At 73.0% G+C, this 24344-nt stretch carries 21 protein-coding genes; 11 read left to right on the top strand and 10 right to left on the bottom strand.

Translation table 11 applies throughout. From position 1 onward, the window contains the following. Window positions 1–87: 87 nt before the first annotated feature. Genes CFW40_RS02790 through CFW40_RS02775 form a run of 4 tightly spaced genes read right to left on the bottom strand, consistent with a single transcriptional unit; the run spans window position 88 to window position 3504 of the window. Window positions 88–1146 (bottom strand): nitronate monooxygenase family protein, encoded by a 1059-nt coding sequence (locus CFW40_RS02790; protein ID WP_088796226.1) that lies wholly within the window; start codon window positions 1144–1146, stop codon window positions 88–90. Then, complete coding sequence (locus CFW40_RS02785; protein ID WP_088796225.1) at window positions 1143–1892, bottom strand: CoA-transferase subunit beta; 750 nt, start codon at window positions 1890–1892, stop codon at window positions 1143–1145. Before CFW40_RS02785 ends, CFW40_RS02790 begins: the two co-directional genes overlap by 4 nt. After that, the gene (locus tag CFW40_RS02780) at window positions 1889–2728 is read right to left on the bottom strand and encodes a CoA transferase subunit A (RefSeq protein WP_088796224.1); all 840 of its coding nucleotides are present in this window, start codon (window positions 2726–2728) and stop codon (window positions 1889–1891) included. Before CFW40_RS02780 ends, CFW40_RS02785 begins: the two co-directional genes overlap by 4 nt. A 2-nt stretch (window positions 2729–2730) precedes the next feature. Next, complete coding sequence (locus CFW40_RS02775; protein ID WP_088796223.1) at window positions 2731–3504, bottom strand: enoyl-CoA hydratase family protein; 774 nt, start codon at window positions 3502–3504, stop codon at window positions 2731–2733. An 82-nt stretch (window positions 3505–3586) separates the two neighbouring features. On the opposite strand from CFW40_RS02775, the gene CFW40_RS02770 reads away from it, so the two are divergent. Both CFW40_RS02770 and CFW40_RS02765 read left to right on the top strand, forming a co-directional pair. Then, the gene (locus CFW40_RS02770) at window positions 3587–4426 is read left to right on the top strand and encodes an SDR family oxidoreductase (RefSeq protein WP_088796222.1); all 840 of its coding nucleotides are present in this window, start codon (window positions 3587–3589) and stop codon (window positions 4424–4426) included. A gap of 24 nt (window positions 4427–4450) precedes the next feature. Beyond that, window positions 4451–5368, top strand: coding sequence for an SDR family oxidoreductase (locus CFW40_RS02765; RefSeq protein WP_088796221.1), 918 nt, complete (start codon window positions 4451–4453; stop codon window positions 5366–5368). Window positions 5369–5431: 63 nt separating this feature from the next. Here CFW40_RS02765 and CFW40_RS02760 read toward each other — a convergent pair whose 3' ends face one another. Beyond that, window positions 5432–6223 (bottom strand): uracil-DNA glycosylase, encoded by a 792-nt coding sequence (locus CFW40_RS02760; protein ID WP_088796220.1) that lies wholly within the window; start codon window positions 6221–6223, stop codon window positions 5432–5434. A 460-nt stretch (window positions 6224–6683) separates the two neighbouring features. Here CFW40_RS02760 and CFW40_RS02755 point away from each other — a divergent pair, with 460 nt between their 5' ends. The 7 genes from CFW40_RS02755 to CFW40_RS02725 all read left to right on the top strand — a co-directional run bounded on the left by CFW40_RS02755 (window position 6684) and on the right by CFW40_RS02725 (window position 13790). After that, a complete protein-coding gene (locus CFW40_RS02755) occupies window positions 6684–7889 on the top strand; it encodes a M20 family metallopeptidase (RefSeq protein WP_088796219.1) in 1206 nt (401 codons plus the stop codon). 152 nt (window positions 7890–8041) lie between these two features. Then, the gene (locus CFW40_RS02750) at window positions 8042–9220 is read left to right on the top strand and encodes an FAD-binding oxidoreductase (RefSeq protein WP_088796218.1); all 1179 of its coding nucleotides are present in this window, start codon (window positions 8042–8044) and stop codon (window positions 9218–9220) included. Window positions 9221–9285: 65 nt separating this feature from the next. After that, window positions 9286–9606 (top strand): (2Fe-2S)-binding protein, encoded by a 321-nt coding sequence (locus tag CFW40_RS02745; protein ID WP_088801868.1) that lies wholly within the window; start codon window positions 9286–9288, stop codon window positions 9604–9606. Continuing rightward, complete coding sequence (locus CFW40_RS02740) at window positions 9587–10981, top strand: NAD(P)/FAD-dependent oxidoreductase (RefSeq protein WP_088796217.1); 1395 nt, start codon at window positions 9587–9589, stop codon at window positions 10979–10981. Before CFW40_RS02745 ends, CFW40_RS02740 begins: the two co-directional genes overlap by 20 nt. A 74-nt stretch (window positions 10982–11055) precedes the next feature. Next, window positions 11056–11964 carry a dihydrodipicolinate synthase family protein gene (locus CFW40_RS02735; protein ID WP_088796216.1) on the top strand — a complete coding sequence of 303 codons (909 nt, stop codon included), beginning with the start codon at window positions 11056–11058 and terminating at the stop codon, window positions 11962–11964. Between the two features lie 13 nt (window positions 11965–11977). Beyond that, on the top strand, window positions 11978–12979 hold the full coding sequence (locus CFW40_RS02730; protein WP_088796215.1) for a proline racemase family protein: 1002 nt from the start codon (window positions 11978–11980) through the stop codon (window positions 12977–12979). Between the two features lie 94 nt (window positions 12980–13073). Further along, entirely contained in the window at window positions 13074–13790 is a 717-nt protein-coding gene (locus CFW40_RS02725) for a GntR family transcriptional regulator (RefSeq protein WP_088796214.1), read from the top strand. 39 nt (window positions 13791–13829) lie between these two features. On the opposite strand, the gene CFW40_RS02720 is transcribed toward CFW40_RS02725, so the two are convergent. Continuing rightward, entirely contained in the window at window positions 13830–15215 is a 1386-nt protein-coding gene (locus CFW40_RS02720) for an aminopeptidase P family protein (protein ID WP_176956594.1), read from the bottom strand. A 138-nt stretch (window positions 15216–15353) separates the two neighbouring features. On the opposite strand from CFW40_RS02720, the gene CFW40_RS02715 reads away from it, so the two are divergent. After that, a complete protein-coding gene (locus tag CFW40_RS02715; protein ID WP_256331621.1) occupies window positions 15354–17696 on the top strand; it encodes a collagenase in 2343 nt (780 codons plus the stop codon). A 114-nt stretch (window positions 17697–17810) separates the two neighbouring features. On the opposite strand, the gene CFW40_RS02710 is transcribed toward CFW40_RS02715, so the two are convergent. Beyond that, entirely contained in the window at window positions 17811–20213 is a 2403-nt protein-coding gene (locus tag CFW40_RS02710) for a glycoside hydrolase family 65 protein (protein ID WP_088801866.1), read from the bottom strand. 41 nt (window positions 20214–20254) lie between these two features. Beyond that, complete coding sequence (locus tag CFW40_RS02705) at window positions 20255–21016, bottom strand: HAD family phosphatase (RefSeq protein ID WP_088796212.1); 762 nt, start codon at window positions 21014–21016, stop codon at window positions 20255–20257. 220 nt (window positions 21017–21236) lie between these two features. Here CFW40_RS02705 and CFW40_RS02700 point away from each other — a divergent pair, with 220 nt between their 5' ends. Beyond that, window positions 21237–22106 (top strand): universal stress protein, encoded by an 870-nt coding sequence (locus CFW40_RS02700; protein WP_088796211.1) that lies wholly within the window; start codon window positions 21237–21239, stop codon window positions 22104–22106. Window positions 22107–22126: 20 nt separating this feature from the next. Here CFW40_RS02700 and ppk2 read toward each other — a convergent pair whose 3' ends face one another. After that, window positions 22127–22948: a polyphosphate kinase 2 gene (gene ppk2 / locus CFW40_RS02695; protein WP_088796210.1), complete on the bottom strand. Its 822-nt coding sequence runs from the start codon at window positions 22946–22948 to the stop codon at window positions 22127–22129. Between the two features lie 33 nt (window positions 22949–22981). Next, window positions 22982–24328 (bottom strand): nicotinate phosphoribosyltransferase, encoded by a 1347-nt coding sequence (locus CFW40_RS02690; protein ID WP_088796209.1) that lies wholly within the window; start codon window positions 24326–24328, stop codon window positions 22982–22984. Window positions 24329–24344 lie beyond the last annotated feature (16 nt).

The raw sequence follows: 24344 nt of genomic DNA, 5'->3' as shown, positions 1-24344 counted from the left end.
CCTCCGTACGGGCGACGGGCCTGCCGCGCACCGCCGTGGCCCGGCCCCGGGGAAACCACCGTCCCCGGCCGGGCCACGGCGTTCCGCTCAGCGCGGCAGCGCGCCCAGCACCGCCCGCGCCTCGGCCATGATCCGGTCGACGAGCTCCGCGCAGGACGGCAGATCCTCGATCGCCCCGGCGACCTGACCGGACGCCATCACCCCCAGATCGGTACGGCCCTCGACCATCGAGGCCTTGAGCAGCATCGGGGTGTTCGCGGCCAGCAGGACCTGGCTCCAGGAGAGGTCCCGGCCGTGCTTCATCGCCAGGCCGTCACGGACCATCCGCGCCCAGCTCAGGCCGGACAGCTTCCGGAACGACGCGGCCCGCCGGACTGCTCCGAACAGCGCGGTGGCGCGCCCGGACCGCTCCAGCGCCTCGACCAGCTCACTGCGCAGCATCCGGTGCGGCAGACCGTCCACCTTGGTGGTGACGGTGATGTCCGAGGCGCCCGCCGCCAGATAGCGGTCCTGCACGGCCCGCGGCACGGTGCTGTCCGACGTCAGCAGGAAGCGGGTACCCATGGCGATACCGGCCGCGCCGTAGGCGAGCGCCGCGACCAGGCCCCGGCCGTCGAAGAAGCCGCCCGCGGCGATCACCGGGATACCGACCGCGTCCACGACCTGCGGAAGCAGCACACTCGTGGCGACCTTCCCGGTGTGGCCGCCGCCCTCCCCGCCCTGGACGATGACCGCGTCCGCGCCCCAGGCGGCAACCTTCTCGGCATGGCGGCGGGCGCCCACGGACGGGATGACGACGACCCCCGCGTCCTTCAGCCGGGCGATCAGCTCACGGGAGGGCGCCAGCGCGAACGAGGCGACCCGGACACCCTCCGCCACGATCAGGCGCACCCGCTCGTCCGCGTCCGCCGCGTCCGCGCGGAGGTTGACCCCGAAGGGCGCGTCCGTACGGGACGCCACCTCACGGATCGCCGCACGCAGCTGCTCGACGGTCATGGTGGCCGAGGCGAGAATCCCCAGGGCGCCCGCCTCCGCCGCGGCCGAGACCAGCCGGGGCCCCGCCACCCACCCCATGCCGGTCTGCACGACGGGGTGGCGCACCCCGACGAGCCGGGTCAGCGGCGTCTCGATCCGGGCGTCCGTCATGCCGCCGGCACCTCGCGCTCGCGCCGCCCCTCCGGGTCGAGGACGGTACGGATCAGCCGGAGTTCGGTGGCGGTGGGCTCCCGGGTGCAGGGCACGGCGTCGGGCAGCGCGAGCGGGAACCCGGTGGCTTCCCGCACCTCCTCGACCGTCACGCCGGGATGCACACTGGCCAGCCGCATCGCGCGGTCCGCGGTCTCGAAGTCGAAGACCCCGAGGTCGGAGACGACGCGCGGAATACGGTGGTAGCGGGTCGCGGACGGCCCGGCGGCGGCCGCGCTGTCGTACCCGACCCCGCAGATCATGTCGACCTTCTCGACGAAGACCCGCTTCGAGTGCTTCGGCACCCAGTAACTGACCGGATGGTTAAGGGTGTTGACCGGCGCGCCGCGGACCCCGAGGAGCTGGTGGGCGGGCTGCTCCCACGCGCCGATGCAGGAGATGTTCTGGTTGCCGAAGCGGTCGAGCTGGCTCGCGCCCATCATCACATGACGCCGGCCGCCGGTGACCATGGCGAGGTGCCGGCGGTAGGGCAGCCAGCCCTCGGCCGAGCCGTCCGGGCCGACGATCATGGCTTCGCCGTCGGTGAGGAGCAGATCGGGGGAGAAGGTGCGCCGGGCGAGCCGGGCGCCGATCGACGGGATCAGGCCCATCGGGCTGGCCAGCACCTCGCCGTTGCCGCGCCAGGCCTCGGCGCAGGCGATGACGCAGTACTCGGCGCGGGCCGTCGTCGTGGGGGTGGCGCTCACTGCTGCTCCTCGTGCCAGGATTCGACCGCGGACCGGTACGCCTTCTCGTCCCCGGACAGGAACCGCTCGGCGAACTCGGCCCAGGGCGTGGTGGCGTACAGCTTCTGGAAGGGCTCGTCACGTCCGTAGTCGGGGACGCAGGAGGTGAAGTGCGCGCCGTTCGGGGCCTCGACGACTCCGGTGACCGCATGGCGGGTGACCAGGAGGGTCTGCGGGGCGGCGGTGGCGAAGTCGTCCACCAGCCGTTCGCACGAGACATACGCACTGTCCGCGGCCTCGCAGAACAGATCGTCGAAGTACGGGTCGGGGCCCAGGTACTGGCCGTTTCCGAGCCGGTCGGCGCGGTGGAGATGGACCAGCGCCGCGTCCATGCGCAGGGCCGGCACCGCGACGAACGTCTCACCGTCCTCATAGGGTGAGGTGACGGTCTTCAGGCCGGGGTTGACGCGCATCACGTCCGAGCCGAGGCCGGACCGCACGGGCAGGAACGGCAGCCGGTTGGCGGCGGCCTGCAGGCCCCACATGAACATCGCCTCGTCGATCTCCCGCAGCTCGAACGCACCGCGCTGGCGGGCCGCGCGGAAGTGCGGTTCGAGGGGGATCGAGTCGAGGGTCGCGAACGCGGCGACCAGGGTGCGGATCCTGCCCGCGGCGGCGAGCAGGCCGACATCGGGACCGCCGTAGGAGATCACGGTCAGATCGGTGATGTCGGAGCGCAGCAGCGCCCGCACCAGCGCCATCGGCTTGCGGCGCGAACCCCAGCCGCCGATGCCGAGGGTCATCCCGCTGCGCAGCCGGGAGACGACGTCCTCGGGCGTCATGGTCTTGTCGGTCACGGTCAGCCTTCCTTCGTCGGGGTGGTGCCCGGCGCACCGAAGGTGTCGCGGACGCGGTCGGCGACACCGCTGAGGTTCGCCTCGAAGGTGAAGCCCTGCTCGAAGCGGTAGCTGCGCCCCACGTCGACGGGGTCGATGCCGTTGAGGGCGGCCTTGGCCAGACGGAGCAGAAAGCCGTCCTTCCGGGCGATCTCCCGGGCCAGGTCCCGTGCGGCGCCCGGCAGTTGCGCACGGGGGACGACCTGCCAGACGGAACCGTGCGCCTGCAGTTCGGCGGCGGTGACGGTGCGGGAGGTGTAGTAGAGCGCGCGCATCAGGTGCTGCGGTACCAGCCGGGCCAGATGGGTGGCCGCGCCGAGCGCGCCGCGGTCCAGCTCCGGGAGGCCGAAGGTGGCGTCGTCGCTGGCCACGATCGCGTCCGCGTTCCCGACGAGGCCGATGCCACCGCCCAGGCAGAAGCCGTGCACCGCCGCGACGACGGGCACCTCGCAGGCGTAGACCGCCGAAAACGCCTCGGCACAGCCGCGGTTGGCGCCGAGCAGGGCACCGTACCCGCCGGACGCGGTGTCCCGTTGCATCTCCTTGATGTCGACCCCCGCGTTGAAGCCGCGCCCGTGCGCGGTGAGGACGACGCAGCGCACGCCGGAGTCGCGGCCGGCCGCGCGCACGGCCTCGGCGAGGTCGTACCAGCCCTGTACGGGAAGGGCGTTGACCGGCGGGAAGTCCACGGTGACGACGGCGACACCCTGATCAGGCTTGGAGGTGGAGACACCCATGAGCAGATCAGCTACCTTTCCACCAAGCGTTTGTTAGGTAGCGAAGTTAGCAGCGGATGGTGCGCTGCGGGAGGGGTGCTCCGTGAGCCTGGCTCTCGATCTGTCCGGGCGGCTGGCCGTCGTGACCGGCGGCACCCGCGGCGTCGGCGCGGGTATCGCCCGCGCCTTCCTGCGGGCCGGTGCGGAGGTCGTCATCTGCGCGCGCAGGCCGCCGGACGCCCCCGTCGCCGCGGCCGGCCGCACCGCGCACTTCCGCCCCCTTGACCTGCGCGACCAGGCCGCCGTCCACGCCTTCTTCGCCCGGCTCGCGGACGACTACGGCCGGTTGGACTGCCTGGTCAACAACGCCGGCGGCACGCCGTACCGGCTGCTGGGGGAGGGGGCAGCCGAGCGGCACGCCCGGGTGGTCGCGCTCAACCTCCTCGCGCCGCTGACCGCCTCGCTCGCCGCCTACGAGGCGTTGCGGGGCGGGCCGGCCGGCGGTTCGGTCCTCATGATCGGCAGCGTCAGCGGCACCCGCCCCTCGCCCGGCACCGCCGCCTACGGCGCGGCCAAGGCGGGCCTGGACCACCTCGCCCGCTCCATGGCCGTCGAATGGGCCCCCGACGTACGGGTCAACACCCTCGTCCTCGGCATGGTGCGCACCGAACTCGCCGCCCTGCACTACGGCGACGAGGCGGGCATCGCGGCCGTCGGCGCCACCGTCCCGCTCGGCCGGCTCGCCGAACCCGCCGAGATCGGCGACACCTGCGTGTTCCTCGCCTCCGACCGGGCCGCCTACCTGACCGGGGCGAGCCTGCTCGTCCACGGCGGCGGAGAACGCCCCGCCTTCCTCGACGCCGCCACGGTCAACCACTCCGCGACGCCCCACGCCGCCACCGTGAACCACCCCACCGCGCCCGACGCCATGAAGGGCAACTGACATGACCGGCAAAGGAGTACGGACATGACCGGCACCGGAATCTGCACGGGACGCGTGGCCGCCGTCACCGGGGCGGGCCGTGGACTCGGCCGGGCCCACGCACTGGCCCTCGCCGCCGAAGGCGCCCGGGTCGTGGTGAACGACCTCGGGGTGGCCCCCGACGGGGCCGGCGCCTCGGCCGGACCGGCCCAGCAGGTCGCCGACGAGATCCGGGCCCGCGGCGGCCAAGCCGTCGCCCACACCGGCGACATCACCACCACCGACGGCGCCGCCTCGCTCGTCACCACCGCCCTGGAGGCCTTCGGCCGCCTCGACGCCCTCGTCAACAACGCCGGATTCCTGCGCGACCGGATGCTGGTCAACCTCGGTGAGGACGACTGGGACGCGGTCATCCGGGTCCACCTGAAGGGCCACTTCCTGCCCCTGCGGCACGCCGCGGCGCACTGGCGGGCGGAGGCCAAGGCCGGTCGCACCCCCGACGCCCGCATCGTCAACACCAGTTCGGGCGCCGGACTGCTCGGCAGCGTCGGCCAGGGCAACTACTCCGCCGCCAAGGCCGGCATCCTCGGCCTCACCCTCGTCGCCGCCGCCGAACTCGCCCCCTACGGCGTGCGGATCAACGCCCTCGCACCGGCGGCCCGCACCCGTATGACCGAGCGTGCCTTCGCCGCGAGGATGGCGGCGCCCGCCGAGGGGGAGTTCGACGCGATGGCCCCGGAGAATGTCTCCCCGCTGGTGGTCTGGCTGTCCTCCGCCGACAGCGCCGGGGTCACCGGCCGGGTCTTCGAGGCCGAGGCCGGCCGGATCACCGTGATGGAGGGCTGGCGCCCCGGCCCCACCGTGGACAGAAAGAGCCGCTGGACACCGGCCGAGGCGGGCGCGGCCGCGCGCGAACTGCTGGCCGTGGCCGAGGAACCACGGCCGGTGTACGGCGCGCGCTGACGCCTGACCACCGCGTACCAGCATCCCGGACGTCTCTTCTCTCCCGGTCGCCCGTCCCGTTCGTCAGCCTCCCGGCGGCGCCAGCCCCGCGAGTGCGGCGGCGCGGGAGAGCAGACCGACGAGCATGTCGAAGGTGAGCCGACCGGTGAACGTATTGCGCTGGCTGGGGTGGTAGCTGCCGAGCACCTGGAGTTCCCGCCGCCGCCCGGTGGCGGGCAGGGTCAGCTGTACGCCGTGACCGAACGCGGGGCGGGGCCGGGGGAGCGGCCACCCCGCGTCGCCCAGTACGGGCAGCAGCGCCTGCCAGCCGAATGCACCGAGCACCACGACCGTACGCAGGCCGGGGCTGAGGAGTTCGAGCTCCGCCGACAGCCACGGACGGCAGGTACGCCGCTCGGCGGGCGTGGGCCGGTTGTCCGGCGGAGCGCAGTGGACCGGCGCGGTGACCCGCACTCCGTACAGCTCCAGCCCGTCGCCCCGGTGCGTCGCGGTGGGCCGGGAAGCGAGACCCACCGCATGGAGGGCGGCGAACAGGAAGTCACCGGAGGCGTCCCCGGTGAACATCCGGCCGGTGCGATTGCCGCCGTGCGCGGCAGGAGCGAGCCCCACGATGGCCAACGCCGCGTCGGACGGCCCGAATCCCGGGACGGGCCGCGCCCAGTACTCCTGGTCCCGGAACGCCGCCCGCGGATGCGCCGCGACCTCCTCACGCCACTCCACCAGCCGGGGACAGGCCCGGCAGCGGACCAGCTGCGCGTCGAGCTCCGCGAGGTCGCCGCAGCGCCCGGCGTGATGGAGGGGGAAGGCCGCCTCGTCCCTGCCGGGCGGTGCCCCCGGCGCCCCGGTGTCGTTCATCCCTCCACGCTACGGGGAGACACCCCTAGTGGCGCATCGGGCAACGTACGCGCTGTCGTGACGCGCCGCCCGGTTGCCGTCCGGGCCGCCACCGGCCTGGACCGGGCCGGAACTCAACCCCACCGGACGCGTGGACAGCGTTCCCCATGGGGTTGTCCCCACCTCCACACGGGGGGCGCGCCGGATGGGCAACGGCCCCTGCGTACGGCCATCGTGTCGTATCCGGGCTTCCGCTCATCTGACAGCGAGGGACCGGTCATGCGGGATGCGGTGCCGGAACCGGCTGCCGAGCGGGCAATTCCCGGCGGCCCGGTGAAGGCCAACTGAAATCAGAAGACCAACGAACTTTCAGCTGAATGCCAGTTGAGAGATCGAAGGGGGTCCAGTGGACAGTCCCGGGGAGCGCGCTCTCGCGCGTCGTACGTTGCTGGCCGGCACGGCGGCAGCCGGTGCGGGAGCCATGTGGGGAGCTGCGGGCAGGGCCGTTGCCGACGGGCGGGGGCAGGCGAGGGGGCAAGGGGTGGTGGACGCCGAGGTGGCGCGGCTGGAGCAGGGGCTGATCGAGCTACGGGGGGACATCCACCGGCACCCCGAGGCGCCGGGTCAGGAGCAGCGTACCGCCGCTGTGGTGGCCCGGGAGCTGCGGGAAGCCGGGCTGACCGTCACCACCGGGGTGGGCGGCCACGGCGTCGTAGGCGTCCTGCGGGGGACGCGTCCGGGCCGGACCGTTGCGTACCGGGCGGACCTGGACGCGGTGCCGCCCAAGGACATCGTCGGGGGCGGCCAGGCGGTGGCCCACCTCTGCGGGCACGACATCCACACCGTTGTGGCGCTCGGTGTCGCCCAGGTCCTGGCGCGGCTGCGGCGGCACCTGGACGGAACGGTGGTGTTCCTCTTCCAGCCCGCCGAGGAGACCCTGTCGGGGGCCCGTGCGCTGATCGACTCGGGCGTGCTGGAGCGCACCTGCGTGGAGGAGATCCACGCCCTGCACTGCGGGCCGTTCCCCGTCGGCCGGTTCGCCGTGACCCCGGGGTTCGGGATGCCGGGCCAGGACACGGCGGAGGTGACCGTCTCCGGGCCGGACGCGCCCGATGCCGCGCGACGGCTGGCCGGCGAGATCGGTGCGCTCGCCACGGTGGCGCTGCCGCAGACCCCCGCGGACCTCGAGCGCATCGTCGCCGACGCCCAGCTGCCCGACGGGCCGTTGGCCCGGTTCGTGGCCCTGCGGGCACGGGCGGAGGAGGCCAAGGTGAGTGTGTCCTACCGCTGCTGGCCTCAGGAGTGGTACGTAGAGGTACGTGAGGACATCCGTCACCTGGCCGCGGTGTACGCGGGGGCCGGGGTGAGCTTCCCCGCCGAGCCGTTCCCTGCCATGGTCTGCCCGGAACACGACGCCCGCGTGCTCGCCCAGCACCTCCGGCACACCCTCGGCCGAGACGCGGTGACCGAGTTCCATGCCGCCTTTCCGCCCTTCAGCGGCGAGGACTTCGCCCTCTACCTGGACCGCCTCCCCGGCACGTTCACCTTCCTCGGTGTCCGTGCCCCCGGCGCACCCCTCACCACCAGCTACCCGCACTACCCCGACTTCGCCCCGGACGAGCGCGCCATCGGCATCGGCGTACGGGCCATGGCGGGCTGGATCGCGGAGCGGACCCGGAGCCGGTGACCACCGCCGTCGGCATTGCCCGTACCCCTCCGGCGCCCCGGGGCCGTCAGGGCTGATGGCGAAGCCATGAGGACGGCAGTCCGCCAAGTCCTCTTTCCGGAGCCTGTGTTGTGTGACATATTACTGAAGTGCCCACGAGACACAGACAGTCTTTGGATGCTCCGGATGTGGTCATCGTCGGGGCCGGAGTGGTCGGCGCCGCCTGTGCCTACTACGCCGGCCGGTCCGGCCTTGATGTCGCCGTCGTCGACCGCGGATCCGTCGCGGGCGGTACCACCGGCGCCGGCGAGGGGAATCTGCTCGTCTCCGACAAGGAGCCGGGACCCGAACTCGAACTCGCGCTGCTCTCCCTCCGGTTGTGGCGGGAACTCGCCGCCGAGCTGCCGCCGGAGATCGAGTACGAGGCGAAGGGCGGGTTGGTCGTCGCCTCCGACGAACCCGGCATGGCGGCGCTGCGCGCCTTCCGCGCGGCGCAGGGCAGGGCAGGTGTGCGGAGCGACTGCCTTGTTGCCGACCGGCTGCGGGACGCGGAACCGCATCTGGCGCCCGGCCTCGCCGGAGGCGTCCTCTACCCGCAGGACGCCCAGGTCCAGCCCGCCCTGGCCGCTGCATATCTGCTGCGTGCCTCCGGGGCGCGGCTGCACCTGGGCACGGAGGTCACGACCGTCCTGCGGGGGCCCGGCGGGACGGTACGGGGCGTCCGTACCCCGCGGGGCGACATCCTGGCCCCCGCGGTGGTGAACGCCACCGGCACCTGGGCCGGCCGGCTGGCCTCGCTCGCGGGGGTGCGGGTCCCCGTCCTGCCCCGCCGGGGATGTGTGCTGGTGACCGAGCCGCTGCCGCGTGTCGTACGCCGCAAGGTCTACGCCGCGGACTATGTCGCCGATGTGGCCAGCGGATCGGCGGCGCTGCAGACCTCCGCCGTCGTCGAGGGCACCCCGGCCGGACCGGTCCTGATCGGTGCCAGCCGGGAACGGATCGGCTTCGACCGCACGCTCTCGGTCGGGGTGCTGCGCCGGCTCGCCGCCCAAGCCGCAGCCCTGTTCCCCGTATTGGCAGGCGTCCGGGTGATGCGCACCTATCAGGGGTTCCGCCCCTACCTCCCCGACCACCTCCCGGCGATCGGCCCCGACCCGCGCCTGCCGGGCCTGCTGCACGCCTGCGGCCACGAGGGCGCGGGCATCGGACTCGCCCCGGCCACCGGCCGGCTGATCGCCCACGCGCTGACGGGGACGCCCGGTCCGCTGGACGCGCGGCCGTTCCGCCCGGACCGGTTCGGCGAAGGCGCGGGGGAGGAAGAGGCAGGGGAGGAAGGGGCGGGGGAGGTATGACGCTGCCCGCCCTGCCGGTGCCTTCGTCCGCCCGCCCGCACACCACCACCGAGAGGAGCTTGGGGATGACCCGTCGCCGCACCCCCGCCGATGTCGTACGGGCCGCGCCGGGACCGGCGTTCGAGATCCGGTTCGACGGGCGGCCGCTGCCCGCGCTGCCCGGTCAGAGCATCGCCGCCGCGCTCTGGGCGGCCGGTGTGCTCTCCTGGCGGACCACACGCCGCGACGGGCGGCCGCGCGGGGCCTTCTGCGGGATCGGCGCCTGCTTCGACTGTCTGGCCACCGTCAACGGCCAACCCAATCAGCGGGCCTGCCTGGTGCCCGCCCGGCCCGGGGACACGATCACCACCCAGGAGGGAGACGGGCATGCCGATCTCACCGTCTGACACCCACGACCTCGTGGTCATCGGCGCGGGGCCGGCCGGGCTCGCCGCCGCCGTCACCGCCGCCGGCTCCGGGCTGCGGGTGGCACTCGTCGACGCGGCCGCGCGGCCCGGCGGACAGTTCTACCGGCAGCCGGCTCCCGGGCTGGGCGCCGCCCGCCCCGAGGCACTGCACCACTCCTGGCGCGCCTTCGCGCGGCGCACCGCACGGCTGGACGCGCAAGTCGCCGCAGGCCGGGTGAGACACTTCGCGGCACACCACGTCTGGGCCGTCACCCGGGACCCGGCGCACTGGACCGTGCACGCGGTCACCGGGCCCGACGGCGGGCAGGGCCGGGCCGAGGTGCGGGCGCGGCACGTGCTCCTCGCCACCGGCGCGTACGAGCGTCAACTGCCCTTCCCCGGCTGGACGGTGCCCGGTGTCGTGGGGGCGGGAGGCGCGCAGGCCATGCTCAAGGCGGGGCTGGTGCTGCCGGGGCGGCGGATCGTGGTCGCCGGCAGCGGGCCGCTGCTGCTCGCCGTCGCGGGCTCGCTCGCCGCGGCCGGCGCCACCGTGCCGGTGGTCGCCGAGGCGAGCGGCTACGCGGGATACGCCCGCGCCCCGCGCACGCTTGCCGCCAACCCCCGCAAGCTCGCCGAAGGGGCCGGTCACGCGGTGACCCTGCTCCGTCACGGCGTACGCCTCCGCTCCCGCAGCGCGGTCACCGCCGTGCACGGCACCGACCGGGTCGAGGCCGTCACCCTGTCCCGGCTCGACCGGGACTGGCGGCCGCTGCCCGGAACCGGGCTGCGCATCCCCTGCGATGCGCTCGCCGTCGGACACGGGCTCGTACCGCAACTGGAGCCGGCCACGGCACTGGGCTGCGCCACCCGTCGTACTCCGGACGGCACCTGGGCGCTGGTGCTCGACGACCAGCAGCGGACGACGGTCGACGGCGTCTGGGCGGCCGGTGAGGCCGGGGGTGTCGGGGGTGCGGAACTTGCTTTTGTGGAGGGTGAGTTGGCGGCGTACAGCATTGCGGGCCGGGGTGTCCACGGCTCGCTGCGCCGTCGCCGGGACCGGTTGCGGAGGTTCGCCCGGACCATGGCCGCCGCGCATGCGCCGGGCCCCGGCTGGACCGGTTGGCTCCGTGCGGACACCGAGGTCTGCCGCTGCGAGGAGGTCACGGCCGGCCGGGTCCAGGACGCCGTATCCGGTCTCGGCGCCCGCGACACCCGTACCGTCAAACTGCTCACCCGGGCCGGAATGGGCTGGTGCCAGGGGCGGATGTGCGGCCCCGCGGTGGCCCGCCTCGCGGGTCAGGCCGGACCCGCGGCCGATCGCAGACCCCTCGCCTGTCCCGTGGTCCTGGGGGAACTCGCGGACGAGCAGGGTTAGTTCGATTCCGGGCGTCCTTGGCAAGCCTCTGGGGCGCTCAGTAAAATGTCACACCTCATAGAAGGAGACTTCCCATGGTCACCCGCACCCGCACCCGCACCCGTCCCTGGCACGGCATCATGGTTGCCACCACCCTCCCCTTCCGTGACGATCTCTCCGTCGACCACGACGCCTACGCCGACCAGGTGGCCCGGCTGCTCGCCGCCGGCTGCGACGGCGTCGTCCCCAACGGCTCCCTCGGCGAGTACCAGACGCTCACCGACGACGAGCGCGCCCGGGTCGTCCGCACCGCCGTGGCGGCCGCCGGTGACGGCGACCGGGTGATGCCCGGGGTCTCCGCCTACGGCAGTGCCGCCTCGCGCCGGTGGGCCGAGCAGGCCGCCGAGGCGGGCGCCGGATCCGTCCTGCTGCTGCCGCCCAACGGCTACCGCGCCGAACCGGCCGCGGTCCGTGCCCACTTCGCCGAGGTGGCCGCGGCCGGCCTGCCCGTCGTCGCCTACAACAACCCCTTCGACACCAAGGTCGACCTCACCCCCGGCCTCCTCGCCGACCTGTACGCCGACGGCAGCATCGTCGCCGTCAAGGAATTCAGCGGCGATGTCCGCAGGGCCTACGAGATCGCCGAAGTCGCCCCGGAACTGGACCTGTTGATCGGCGCCGACGACGTCCTGCTCGAACTCGCCCTCGCCGGTGCCGTCGGCTGGATCGCGGGCTTCCCCAACGCACTGCCCGAGGCGTGCGGCACCCTCTACCGTGCCGCGCTCGCCGGTGACCTCGACACCGCGCGGCCGCTCTACCGCGCCCTGCACCCGCTGTTGCGCTGGGACTCCCGGCCCGAGTTCGTGCAGGCGATCAAGCTCGCCATGGACCTCGCCGGACACCGCGGCGGCCCGACCCGCCCGCCACGCTCCCCGCTCACCACCGAGCACGCGGCCGCGCTCCGTGCCGCCACCGGAAAGCTCCTCGCCGACGGCCACCACTGAGAAGGGGCTCGCCATGCGCACCCGCCATGTCTTCCACGCCGTCGACTCCCACACCGAGGGCATGCCCACCCGCGTCATCACCGGCGGCATCGGCACCGTCCCCGGCGCCACCATGGCCGAGCGCCGGCTGCACTTCGCCGAGCACCGCGACGCCCTCCGCACGCTGTTGATGAACGAGCCGCGCGGCCATGCCGCCATGAGCGGTGCGATCCTCCAGCCGCCGACCCGGCCCGACGCCGACTACGGCGTCCTGTTCATCGAGGTCTCCGGCTACCTGCCCATGTGCGGGCACGGCACGATCGGGGTGGCCACCGTTCTCGTCGAGACCGGCATGGTGGAGGCCGTGGAACCCGTGACCACGGTGCGGCTCGACACCCCCGCCGGACTGGTCACCGCGGAGGTGCAGGTGCGGGACGGGGCGGCCACGGCCGTCACCCTCACCAATGTGCCCGCCTTCTGCGCCGGACTGGACCGCAAAATCGCCGTCCCGGGCTACGGCACGCTGAGCTATGACCTCGCTTTCGGTGGCAACTTCTACGCGATCCTGCCGCTGGACAGCGTCGGCCTGCCCTTCGACCGGGCCCGCAAGGACGACATCCTCGCCGCCGGACTCGCCCTCATGGAAGCCGTGAACGCCACCGACCGACCGGTCCATCCCGAGGACGAGCGGATCGGCGGCCTCAAGCACGTCTACTTCGCCGCGCCGGGGTCAAACGCCTCCCGCTCCCGGCACGCGATGGCCATCCACCCCGGATGGTTCGACCGCTCGCCGTGCGGTACGGGCACCTCCGCACGGATGGCGCAGCTGCACGCACGCGGCGAACTCCCGCTCCACCAGGACTTCGTCAACGAGTCGTTCATCGGAACGGAGTTCACCGGCCGCCTCGTCTCCACCACCACGGCCGGCCCGTTCCCGGCCGTCGTCCCCACCGTCACCGGCCGGGCCTGGGTGACCGGCACCGCGCAGTACTTCCTCGACCCGTCCGACCCGTTCCCCGCGGGGTTCGTGCTGTGACACACGGCCGTGAGGCCGACGGCCGCCCGCCACCAGGAAGTTCGCGCAACGTGACATTGTACGCTGGCACTCCGCGCCAATTCGGAGGACCACGATGGGTGAACTCAAGCACCGCAGCCTGATCACCGCGCAGGAGCGGCTTCGCGACCAGGTCGCCCATCAACTGCGCGCGGCCCTGATCGCGGGGGAGCTGTGCCCGGGGTCGGTCTACTCGGCCCCGGGCCTCGCCGCGGACTTCGGGGTCTCCGCCACCCCCGTGCGCGAGGCGATGCTCGACCTCGCCCGCGAGGGGCTGGTCGAGCCGGTACGCAACAAGGGCTTCCGGATCACCGAGGTGAGCGAGCGCGACCTCGACCAGTACACCGAGATCCGCGCCCTGATCGAGGTCCCGGTCGTCGGCCAGGTCACCCGTACCGCCGACCGGGCACAGCTGGAGGCCCTGCGCCCTGCCGCCCTGGAGATCGTCGCCGCCGCCCGCGCGCACGACCTCATCGGCTACCTGGAGGCCGACCGCCGCTTCCACCTCGAACTGCTCGGCCTCAGCGGCAACGACCGCCTGGTCGAGACCGTCGGGGACCTGCGCAAGCGCTCCCGGCTGTACGGCCTCACCCGCCTCGACGAGCGCAACCAACTGCTGCCCTCCGCCGAGGAGCACGTCGAACTGCTCGATGTGATGCTGACGGGCGACGCCGAGGCGGCCGAGGCCTGTATGGCCCGCCACCTCGGTCATGTCCGCTCGCTGTGGGCCCAGGGCCGCGAGGAACCGCTGGTGCCTCGACCGCAGCGGCCGCAGGCCGCCCGCCGGGGCTGACCGGACGACGGTCAGCCCGGTCAGCCCCGGTCGGCCCGCTCAGGCCCGCCCGGTGAGGAGCCCGTCCATCCACTCCTCCACCCCGTCGGCGGTGCGCGGCAGCGCCGACGACATCAGCCGGGCACCGTCCGACGTGATCACCAGATCGTCCTCGATCCGGACCCCGATACCGCGCAGCTCGCGTGGCAGGGTCTCGTCGTCGGGCTGGAGATACAGACCCGGCTCGACGGTCAGGACCTGCCCCTCCGCCAGGACGCCGTCCAGGTACTGCTCCGCGCGGGCCCGTGCGCAGTCGTGCACATCGAGGCCGAGCATATGGCCCGAACTGCACAGCGTGTAGCGCCGGTACAGGCCGCTGTCGGCGGCCAGCGCCTCCCGTGCCGGGATGCGCAGGACGCCCCAGTCGGCCAGCCCCTCGGCCAGGACACCCGTACAGGCCCGGTGGAAGTCCCGGAAGCTCGCGCCCGGCTTGAGAGCAGCGATGCCCGCCTCCTGCGCGGCGAGCACCAGCTCGTACACCCGGCGCTGGACGGGGGAGAAGCGTCCGGAGAGCGGCAGGGTGCGGGTGAGGTCGGCGGTGTACAGCGTGTCGGTCTCCACGCCCGCGTCCAGCAGCAGCAACTGGCCGGGGTCGAGCGGCCCGTCGTTGCGGGTCCAGTGGAGCACACAGGCATGGGCGCCGGCGGCGGCGATGGTCTCGTACCCGGTGCCGTTGCCCTCGGCGCGGGCGCGCAGCTGGAAGACCCCCTCGATCCAGCGTTCGCCGCGCGGGTGGCGCAGTGCGGCGGGCAGGGACCGTACGACATCCTCGAAGCCGGTGGTGGTGTGCCCGACGGCCTCCTGAAGCTGAGCCACCTCCCAGTCGTCCTTCACCAGCCGCAACTCGCTGAGCACGGAGGCGAGTTCGGCGTCGTGCGCGGCGTCCCGTCCGGGCCGGTGGGGTGCGAAGTCGTCCAGGTGCGCACACCGGAGGCCGGTGCGGCGTTCGGCCTCGGCGAGATCGGGGCGGCGGCCCACCCAGAACTCGCCGTAACGGCGGTCGCGGTAGAACGCGCCACCGCCGTCCCGCGGCGGCCTCGGCCGCAGGTACAGCACCGCCTCGCCGTCCGGTTCCAGCACCAGGACGTGCCCCGGCTGGTCCTCGCCCGTCAGCCCGGTCAGCCAGGCGTAGGCGCTGTGCGGGCGGAAGCGGTGATCGCAGTCGTGGGAGCGGACCTTCAACTCTCCTGCCGGAATGGTCAGTCGCTCGCCGGGGAAGCGGGCGGCGAGCCGGGCCCGGCGGCCGGCGAACCGGGCGAAGCCCGGGACGCGGGGCCCGTCGGGGGGCGGGGTGGCGGCCCACCGGCCGGTCATGAAGGCGGCGAGGGCGTCCGACACCGGCAAGTCATGGCTGCCGGTGTGGAGTTGGGGGGTGTGCGAGGTCAAAGTACACCTCCGGTAAAGAAAGCTACCTGAAGCCTTGTCAGTGCAATTTCACATTACTATGTTATGGGTCACACCTCGTGGAGTGAAGGCCACCGCCTCCATCCCCACACAACCCCCCACCCCCTCCCGGAGGTTCAGGTGTCCCCTTCGCGTCTGCCGCGCGGCGTCCTGCTGACCGCGACCCTCGCCACCACCCTCGTCCTGCCGGCCGTCCAGGCCGCCCAGGCGGCACCCCACCCGTCGGCCACCTCCTCGCAGCGGGCCCGGGCGGCGCAGCCCGGACACCGGCCCGCCGCCCCCACCGCCAACCCCTTCGACCACGCCCAACGCCTCGCCGCCGCCCCGAAGTCCGACGCCGGCCCGGCGCCGGCCCCCCGCGCCCTCGTCGAGAGAGGCCGCATACCGGGACCCCAGACCAAGCCCGCGGGCACGCCGCAGGGTCCGAGACCCGAGGTCGCCCCCTGCACCCTCGACGGCATCACCGGCCTGAACCCCGAACAGTTCGCGGACTTCCTCGCCGACCCGGCCGTCACGGCCGACGGCTGTCTGCGCACCCTCGTGTGGACCTGGGACCCCCGGCTCATCCCCGTCATGTCCGACGCCCACGTCCAGGCGGTGGCCCGTCGCATCACCGGTCTCGCCGCCTCCCATGACGGCAAGAACACCAGCCATCTGTACGAGATGTTCACGTACTTGCACGCGGTGGCCTACCAGGACTTCTCGCACGACGAGATCGACACCACCGACGCGCCCACCGTCGATGCCGTGCGCCGCGCCGTCGAGGCCTTCGGTACCGCGGCCCGCACCTTCGACGTCACCCGGGCCAACGCCGACACCCTGCGTGAAGCCCTGTACGCCGCCAGCGCCCCGGGCCTGCGGCAGCACCAACTCGACCTGATCCAGCGGGTCCTGGTCACTCTGGACGCGGCCCATCCCGCCACCCACAAGGACCCGGCCTGGGGCAACGCGGCCCTCGCCGCGCTCTCCGTCAACTACCTGGGCGTCTACCCCGGCAACAAGGACACCGCCTTCCAGTACGCGGCCGCCGCCGACCCCGCCTACCGCGCCGCCTTCAAGGCGTTCGCCGGATACACCCACCTCAAGGGGACGCCCAACGCCTGGGCCGTACGCGATGCGCTCGGGGAGTACGGCCGCTTCGGCCAGATCGGTTCCCTCAAGAAAGCCATCGTCACCGACCTCGGCGCCCTCCTCCCCACCACGGTGCGCAACTTCGGCGACGGCAGCGAACCCTGGGCCAAGGTCGCCGGGTGGCTCATCTTCTTCGACGCCTGCAAACCGTACGCGGTGTGCAAGGACGACATCGAAAAGCGGATCTTCCCGCGCACCTACTCCTACGACAACGGCGCCATCAAGGTCCGCACCGCCCTCGACCGCGCCGTCGTCGACCAGCTCTACTACGCGTCCAAGCAGGTCAGGGCCCAGTTCCACCGGGTGCTCGGCACCACCCAGCCGCTGGCGGGCGACCCCAACACCACGCTCACCATCGTCCTGTACGCCTCCCGCGCCGACTACGAGGTCTACCACCCGCTGCTCACCGGCATGGGCACCAACAACGGCGGCGTCTACATCGAGCAGGGCGCGACCTTCTACACCTACCAGCGGCGTGTCCCCCAGGACTCCAGCCTCACCCTCGAAGAGCTCTTCCGGCACGAGTACGTCCACTACCTCAACGGCCGCTTCGCCGTCCCCGGCTTCTTCGGCGAGGGCCCCTGGTACGAGGGCGACCGCACCACGGCCATGGACGAGGGCAGTGCCGAGTTCTTCGACGGCTCGACCCGTGACAACGGCATCGCCGTGCGCCGGTCACTCGTCCGCGACATCATCGCGGACACCGCGGACGGCAAGGCCCGTATGAGCATCAACGAGTTCCTGCACGCGACGTACGACCGCGACGGCTTCCGCTTCTACTCCTACGCCGGCACGTTCTTCGAGTTCCTGTGGCGCGACCACCCCGCGATGCTCCAGGAGATGTACCGGTATCTGCGGGCGGACGACCCGGCGGCCTTCGACTCCTGGCGCAACCGGATGGGAGCCGACGCGGGGCTGCAGCAGCAGTACGACGCCTTCCTCGACGCGCAGATCGCCATCGTCGACGACCTCTTCGTACCGAAGACGACGTTCACGCCCAACGGCTCCCTGAAGTTCGCCACCACCGCAGAGGTACAGAGCGCCTTCGCCGCCGCCACCGCCAACACGCCCGTCTGCAAGGACGACGGCGACCCGGGCATCGGCCGGTTCACCTGCACCGGCCGGATCACCGCCAATCTCGCCAACTCCGGCGACCCTGGCCAGGTCTTCAAGGACATGACCGAAACCGTCGACTACTTCATCCTCGACCGCACCAAGCCCGCCGCGAACAACTTCGCCGATATGAACTGCTCCTTCGGCCCCACCGAGATCTGGTCCACGGGCCGGGCCGGCACCTCGGACTTCCGCTGCGAGGGCCCGCTGCGGCGCTGAGCGCCCCGCCGTCCCCGGCGGCGGCACGGCCCGTCGTGCGACTGGCGGGCCGTGCCCGGCCGCTGAGCAGTGACCGGCGGACGGGCCGTGTTGGGCGGAGTCCTTCGGTCTCCGTCAGTCGCCGGGCAGATCGAGCCGGCGGGACGTACCGGGCGCCAGCGAGAACGAGCGGTCGCGCAGCCTGACCCGCATCGCGGGGTTCTCGGAGGCCGGAACCGTGATCCGTACCTGCTCGGCGCGGATGCGCAGATCGACGTCCCAGTGGCGCCGGAAGCGGATGCGGACCCCGAACTTCGAGAGCTCCGGCAGCGGCGCCGGATCGAGCCACAGCGCCTGGTCGCGGGTCTCCAGGCCGGTCATCCCGCGCTGCACGAAATCCAGGGTGCCGGCCATCGCCCCCAGGTGGATGCCCTCCGCGGTGGTGCCGCCCTGGACGTCCGCCACATCCCCGGCCAGCGCCTCCTCACAGAACGTCCACGCGTCGGGACGGTGGACGCGGGCCAGGACCCAGGCGTGGACCAGGGCGCTGAGGGTGGAGCCGTGGCTGGTGCGGTGGAGGTAGTAGTCGACGGTGGCGTGCCAGATGTCGTCGTCCAGGGGATGGCCGAGCCGGCGGAACACCGAAGCGAGCTCCGACGGTGAGAAGAGATAGCCCAGCATCAGCACATCGGCTTGTTTGGAGGCCTGGTAGCGGTTCACCGTGTCGCCCTCCGCCTCCAGGATCCGGTCCAGCCGGCGGATGTCACCGTAGCGCTGCCGGTATGCGTGCCAGTCCAGCTCGGCGAGGTCCCCGTATCCGGCGAACTGGCTGATCACCCCGCGGTGGTAGGGCACATGGAGCCGGTGGGCGATGTCCTCCCAGCGCTCGGGCTCCTCCGGACAGAGCTGGAGACGTTCGTACAGCTGCCGCTGATGGGCCTCGGGGAGCGTGCGGCAGAGGTCGAGGGCACGCATCAGCACCCAGGCCGCCGTGACATTGGTGTAGGCGTTGTCGTCCACTCCCGGTGCGGCGGCGTCCGGATAGCCGTCGTGGTACTCGTCGGGACCGACGACCCCGCGGATGCGGTACCGGCCCAGCGCGGCGTCCCAGACCGCACAGGCGGCCCAGAAGCGGGCGATCTGCAGCAGCATCTCCGCGCCCCTGGTGTGCAGGAACTCCGTGTCGCCGCTGGCCTCTCCGTACTGCCACACGTTGTAGGCGATCGCCGAGCCGACGTGGTGCTGGAGCCGGGAGTAGTCGGGCAGCCAGCGCCCCGAGCGCGGGTTGAGGTGGATCTGCTGGGTCTCCTCACGACCGTCGCCGGCGCTCTGCCACGGGTACATCGCGCCGGTGCGGCCCGCTTCCCGCGCGGCATGGCAGGCGGCGGGCAGCCGCCGGTAGCGGTAGTCGAGCAGCGCGCGGGAGACCTGCGGCAGGTGCAGATTCAAGAACGGCAGCACGAACAGCTCGTCCCAGAAGACATGTCCGCGGTACGCCTCGCCGTGCAGACCCCTCGCCGGCACTCCGGTATCCAGCTCGGCGGTGTGCGGCGAGAGGGTCTGCAGGAGGTGGAAGAGGTGCAGCCGCAGGATCCCGCCCGCCTCTCCGGGGACCTCCAGCTTGGCCTGCCGCCACAGGTTCTCCCAGGCGCGGCGGTGCGATGCCCGCAACTGCCGGAAGTGCGGGGCCAGGGCCACACAGTCCACGGCCGCATGCCGCGGGCTCTCGATCGCCGGGTCGCGGGAGGTGAACAGCGCCACGGTCTTCTCGACGACCGCGGAGGAGTCCGGGGGGAGGGGCAGGACCAGCGTGTGGGACGCACCCAGCGCGGTGAGCTGAGGCATGGGCGCCCCGCCCCGGCCGGAGGAGGTGCGGGTCCGGGCGGCCAGCGCGATACGGATGTCCGAGTCCAGGGTGCGGCAGCTCAGCCACACGGTGTCCGGCAGCTCGCTGCCGGTCTCCCACCCCGTCAGATGCTGGTCCGCCAGCTCGTGGTAGCGCGCGACGCCGGCGTTGCGCACCGCACCGTCGATCCCGGACTCCACCTCCACCGTGCCCGCCCAGCCATGGGACCGGAAGCAGGTGCGCAGCGCGGCCAGATGGGGTTCTCCCATGTGCACCAGGCGGCACTGCTCCACGGTCAGCCGCCGGCCGGCCTCGTCCTCGTAGACCGACCAGCGGGTCAGCGTGCCGTGCCGCAGGTCCAGGGTCTGCCGGTGCTCCGTCAGCTGCGGGTGGTCGGGGGAGAGCCAGGGGCCGGGAGCCGCGTCGGCGGGGCAGATCCGGTAGCGCAGCGGGAGCCAGTTGGGCAGGTTGACCATGTCCTCGTTCTCGACCGGGCGCCCCGCCACCAGCGAGGTGAGCCGGTTGTAGCAGCCGGCGGCGTAGGTGCCGGGGTAGTGCGCGGGCCCGGCCGGCACCTCGGACGCCGCGCCGCGGGTGGCGAAGTAGCCGTTGCCGAGGGCACAGAGCGTTTCGCGCAGCCGTTCCGTCTCCGGGTCGTACCCCTCGTACGACCAGGTCCAGGGGCGTGTCATCTGCCCGCCCCGGCTGCCGTACGACCAGGTCCAGGTGCTCGTCATCCCCCCTCCCCGGCCGTCAGCAGCTCGCCCGGGTCGGCCACGACCACATCGGCGCCACGGCGGCGCAGGGCGGTGGCACTGTATGGTCCTGCCGTCCGGTCCACGCCCACCACCAGGCCGAATCCGCCCCGGCGGCCGGCCTCGACACCGGCGAGGGCGTCCTCCACCACGGCGGTGTCCGCGGCCGGGACACCGAGCCGCCGGACCGCTTCGAGGAAGAGCGCGGGGTCCGGTTTGCCGGGCAGGTTCAGCCGGCGCGCCTCGTTGCCGTCCACCACGGCCCGGAAGAGCCCGAGCACGTCGGCAGCGGCCAGCAGCTCGGTGGCATGGCGGGACGCCGAGACGGCGGCGCACGGCACCCCGAGGTCCCACAGCACCCGCAGCAGGCGCACGGTGCCGGGCCAGGTGGCGACGGCCTCGGTCCGCAGGCGCGCGGTGAACAGCTCGTCCTTGCGGGCCGCGACGGCGGCGACGGTGTCCGTGCCCGGCGCGTCCTGTGGTGTGCCGGGCGGCAGATCGAGGCCGCGTGCGCGCAGGAAGGCGGCCGCCCCGTCCTGCCGGGACCGGCCGTCGACATAGCGCAGATAGTCGTCCACCGGGTCGAAGGGGCGTTGTCCGCCCGCGGCCGTCAGACACGCGTCGAAGGCGCCCTTCCAGGCCGCGGCATGCATCCGCGCGGAGTCGGTGATGACCCCGTCGGTGTCGAAGACCACGGCCCGCAGCGAATGCAGACAAGCGGCCAAAGGGACGCCGCTCATGGTGACGGTTCCGTTCGTCGGTGTGTCCCTTCCATGGCACCACGACTGCGGGCCATGGGCGCGCCGCGCTCCGTCACCCTCGGCCCGGTGGGCCCGGCGGCCCCGTTGCGCCCCGGCCGGACGACATCGGGACGGCCCGGCCGCCCCCCTGCGCGCACCCGACCACGGTGCGACGGTGGCAGTAGGCCCCTTCGCCGAGGTGACCGGAAGGAGTGGGGTGATGGAGCATCCGCTGACCGTCGGGACCGATGGATCGGATGCCGCGTTCCGGTCGCTGGACTGGGCGGTGGACGAGGCGGCACGCCACACCCTCCCGCTGCGGATCGTCCATGCCTCCCGGTGGGAGCGCTACGAGGGCACCTCGTCGGCGCCGGTCCCGGAACGCCCCGTCGAGCAGGTGCTCGCGGAGGACATCGTGGCGTCCGCCGCCGACCACGTCCGCCGCCGTCATGCCGACGTCAGGGTCTCGGCGGAGGTGCTGGCCGACGACGCGGTCACCGTCCTGCTGAACGAGGGCCTGCACGCCTCGGCGCTGGTCCTGGGGTCGCGGGGGCACGGGGAGATCGCCGGTCTGCTGCTCGGGTCGGTCAGCCTGACGGTGGCCGCCCGCGCCCGGTGCCCGGTGATCGTGGTCCGCGGTGACCCGGCCGGACTCGCGGGCACCCACGAGCGTGTCCTCCTCGGCGTCGCCGACCCGGCCGGTGAAATGGCGGCCGTCCGCTTCGCCTTCCGCGAGGCCGAGGCCCGCGGCTGCACGCTGGAGGCGGTCTGCGCCTGGCGCCGCCCGGCACCCGGGACGGCCGAGGAGTCCCCAGGGGAGGCCCATCGCTCCGACGAGGAGCAGGCCACGGCGCTGCTGGACGATGCCCTGGCCGAGGCGGCCGGCGCCCATCCGGCGGTGCGGGTGGAGCGCGCCGTGGTCGAGGGGCCGGCGCACAAGGTCCTGGTGCACCGCGCCGCCGCGGCCGATCTGCTGGTGGTCGGGGCGCAGTGCCGCCAGGGACACTTCGGTCTGCAGCCCGGCCGGGTGGCGCACACCGCTCTCTGCCATGCCGCCTGCCCCGTGGCGGTCGTGCCCCGGACCGCCTGAGCCGGCACCGGGGCCCGGCGCTACCTCGTCAGCCCGGCCGCATGATCCGGGACGTAGGTCTGCAGGTCCCGGGGCGGCCGCTGGTAGCCGGTGGCCGGCGGCCGTGGCGGCAGGGTCAGCTGTGGCGGGGTGACGGCGTGATAGGGCACCGTCGACAGCAGGTGGGCGATCATGTTCAGGCGGGCCCGGCGCTTGTCGTCGCTCTCGACGACGTACCACGGCGACTCCGCGATGTCCGTGTGCACGAACATCTCGTCCTTGGCCCGCGAATACTCCTCCCAGCGGGTCAGCGACTCCAGATCCATGGGGGAGAGCTTCCAGCGCCGGGTGGGGTCCTCCAGCCGGCGCCGGAACCGCCGCTCCTGCACCTCGTCGCTCACCGAGAACCAGTATTTGCGCAGCAGGATCCCGTCCTCCACCAGCATCCGCTCGAAGACCGGGCACTGCCGCAGAAACCGCTGGTGTTCGGCCGGGGTGCAAAAGCCCATGACCCGTTCGACACCGGCCCGGTTGTACCAACTGCGGTCGAACAGCACGATCTCGCCCGCCGCGGGAAGGTGCTCCGCATAGCGCTGGAAGTACCACTGCGTGCGCTCCCGCTCGGTGGGCCGCGGCAGCGCCACGATCCGTGCCACCCGGGGATTGAGGTACTGGGTGACCCGTTTGATGGTGCTTCCTTTGCCGGCCGCGTCACGCCCCTCGAAGACCACGACGAGCCGGGCACCCTCGGTGCGCACCCACTCCTGGAGCTTCACCAGCTCCGTCTGCAGCCGGTACAGCTCCGACTCGTACCGCGGCCGCGACAGCTTTCCGGCGCCGGTGCCGCCCTGCTTGTCCGCCATACGACGACGGTACGGAGAAAAGCCCCCGGCGTCTCAGGCGTGCGAGCCGAACGGGGCCAGGGCCTCGCGCTCGATCCGCCGCTGGACCTGCTCGGTCAGGTGGGCGAGCCGCTTCGAGACCTTCGCCCGAACGGCGTGCGGCGACCGGATGTACCGGGCGGTCGCGGGCAGCTCCGCGATATCGGCCGCGACCCGCCGCCGGGCGTCCTCGAGGCGGCCGCGCGGCGTCGTGCGCACGCCCCCGCGCATCAGCGTCTCCAGCAGCGGCGTACTGCCCGGGGGAACCGGCTCCTCGGCCAGGCCGATCACATCGTGGCACCCGGGCCGGCGGAAGACCTGTTTGCGGCCCGGTGCGGTCGCCTTCGCCGCCGACAGCTTCATCAGCGGGCGGCCGTCATAGGCGACGAGCTTGTACGCCGAATCCAGCGTGGGGGCGTCGGCGCTCACCCCGATCCGGGTGCCCACGGCAAAGACGTCGATCGGCGCTCCCGCCCGTGCCAGATCGTGCACCGCGAATTCGTCCAGCCCGCCGCTGGCGACGATGCGGACCTGCGGAAGTCCCGCGTTGTCCAGGATCGTGCGGGCGCGGAAGGACAGTTCGGCCAGGTCACCGCTGTCCAGCCGGATGGCCGACCCGTCACCGCGGCCCAGTGCGTTCAGTACCCTGGCCGCTGCCGCGACGCCGGATTCGGTGGCGTAGGTGTCCACCAGAAAAGTCACCGGTCCGGGGTGGCAAAGCGCGAACGCGGTGAACGCCGCCTCCTCGTCCCCGAACGCCTCGATGTACGAGTGCGCCATCGTGCCCACCGCCGTCAGATCCTCGGCGTGGGCCGCCGCCACATTGCTGGTACCGCTGAATCCGGTCATGGCACCCAGCCGGGCCACCTGGCAGGCGGCGGCCGTTCCCTGGGTGCGCCGCAGCGAGAAGTCCACGACGGAGCGCCCCCGTGCGGCGAGCACGCATCTGACGCACTTGGACGCGATGGTCGTCTGATGGGTGAGGTGGTTGAGCACATACGACTCCACGAGCTGCGCCTGCGGCAGCGGAGCGGTGATCTCCAGCAGCGGTTCACCCGCCAGGACGACCCGGCCCTCCGGCACGGCCCGGACCTCCCCGGTGAAGCGCATCCCCACCAGCGGAGCGAGCTCCCTCGCCGGCCGCCGCAGCGCCTCGGCGAACACCTCGGCATCGTCGTGTCCGACAGCGAAGCCGGAGAGGAAGTCGAGGACCGTCTCGGCCCCGGCGGCGATCAGGAACCCCCGCTCCGGCGGCAGGGCCCGCACGAAGCAGCTGAAGGTCGCCGGCTTGGTCATGCCCTCGTGGAGGTACGAGAGGGCCATGGTCACTTCGTACAGGTCGGTGAGCGTCGCATCCGACATGGCCGGCTCCTTCCCC

This window comes from Streptomyces sp. 2114.4, from assembly GCF_900187385.1.
Classification (GTDB): Bacteria; Actinomycetota; Actinomycetes; order Streptomycetales; family Streptomycetaceae; genus Streptomyces; species Streptomyces mooreae.
Note: the sequence above shows the minus strand (reverse complement) of the source record. Positions and strands in the feature narration are given on the sequence as shown.

What these genes read in the sequence shown, in the direction of transcription:
- CFW40_RS02760 (WP_088796220.1), bottom strand. Translation starts at nt 6,223, where the DNA reads ATGAACGACACCGGGGCGCCGGGGGCACCGCCCGGCAGGGACGAGGCG.
- CFW40_RS02765 (WP_088796221.1), top strand. Translation starts at nt 4,451, where the DNA reads ATGACCGGCACCGGAATCTGCACGGGACGCGTGGCCGCCGTCACCGGG.
- CFW40_RS02755 (WP_088796219.1), top strand. Translation starts at nt 6,684, where the DNA reads ATGTGGGGAGCTGCGGGCAGGGCCGTTGCCGACGGGCGGGGGCAGGCG.
- CFW40_RS02730 (WP_088796215.1), top strand. Translation starts at nt 11,978, where the DNA reads ATGCGCACCCGCCATGTCTTCCACGCCGTCGACTCCCACACCGAGGGC.
- CFW40_RS02705 (WP_088796212.1), bottom strand. Translation starts at nt 21,016, where the DNA reads ATGAGCGGCGTCCCTTTGGCCGCTTGTCTGCATTCGCTGCGGGCCGTG.
- CFW40_RS02775 (WP_088796223.1), bottom strand. Translation starts at nt 3,504, where the DNA reads ATGGGTGTCTCCACCTCCAAGCCTGATCAGGGTGTCGCCGTCGTCACC.
- CFW40_RS02735 (WP_088796216.1), top strand. Translation starts at nt 11,056, where the DNA reads ATGGTCACCCGCACCCGCACCCGCACCCGTCCCTGGCACGGCATCATG.
- CFW40_RS02745 (WP_088801868.1), top strand. Translation starts at nt 9,286, where the DNA reads ATGACCCGTCGCCGCACCCCCGCCGATGTCGTACGGGCCGCGCCGGGA.
- CFW40_RS02710 (WP_088801866.1), bottom strand. Translation starts at nt 20,213, where the DNA reads ATGACACGCCCCTGGACCTGGTCGTACGAGGGGTACGACCCGGAGACG.
- CFW40_RS02690 (WP_088796209.1), bottom strand. Translation starts at nt 24,328, where the DNA reads ATGTCGGATGCGACGCTCACCGACCTGTACGAAGTGACCATGGCCCTC.
- CFW40_RS02790 (WP_088796226.1), bottom strand. Translation starts at nt 1,146, where the DNA reads ATGACGGACGCCCGGATCGAGACGCCGCTGACCCGGCTCGTCGGGGTG.
- CFW40_RS02740 (WP_088796217.1), top strand. Translation starts at nt 9,587, where the DNA reads ATGCCGATCTCACCGTCTGACACCCACGACCTCGTGGTCATCGGCGCG.
- CFW40_RS02700 (WP_088796211.1), top strand. Translation starts at nt 21,237, where the DNA reads ATGGAGCATCCGCTGACCGTCGGGACCGATGGATCGGATGCCGCGTTC.
- ppk2 (WP_088796210.1), bottom strand. Translation starts at nt 22,948, where the DNA reads ATGGCGGACAAGCAGGGCGGCACCGGCGCCGGAAAGCTGTCGCGGCCG.
- CFW40_RS02725 (WP_088796214.1), top strand. Translation starts at nt 13,074, where the DNA reads ATGGGTGAACTCAAGCACCGCAGCCTGATCACCGCGCAGGAGCGGCTT.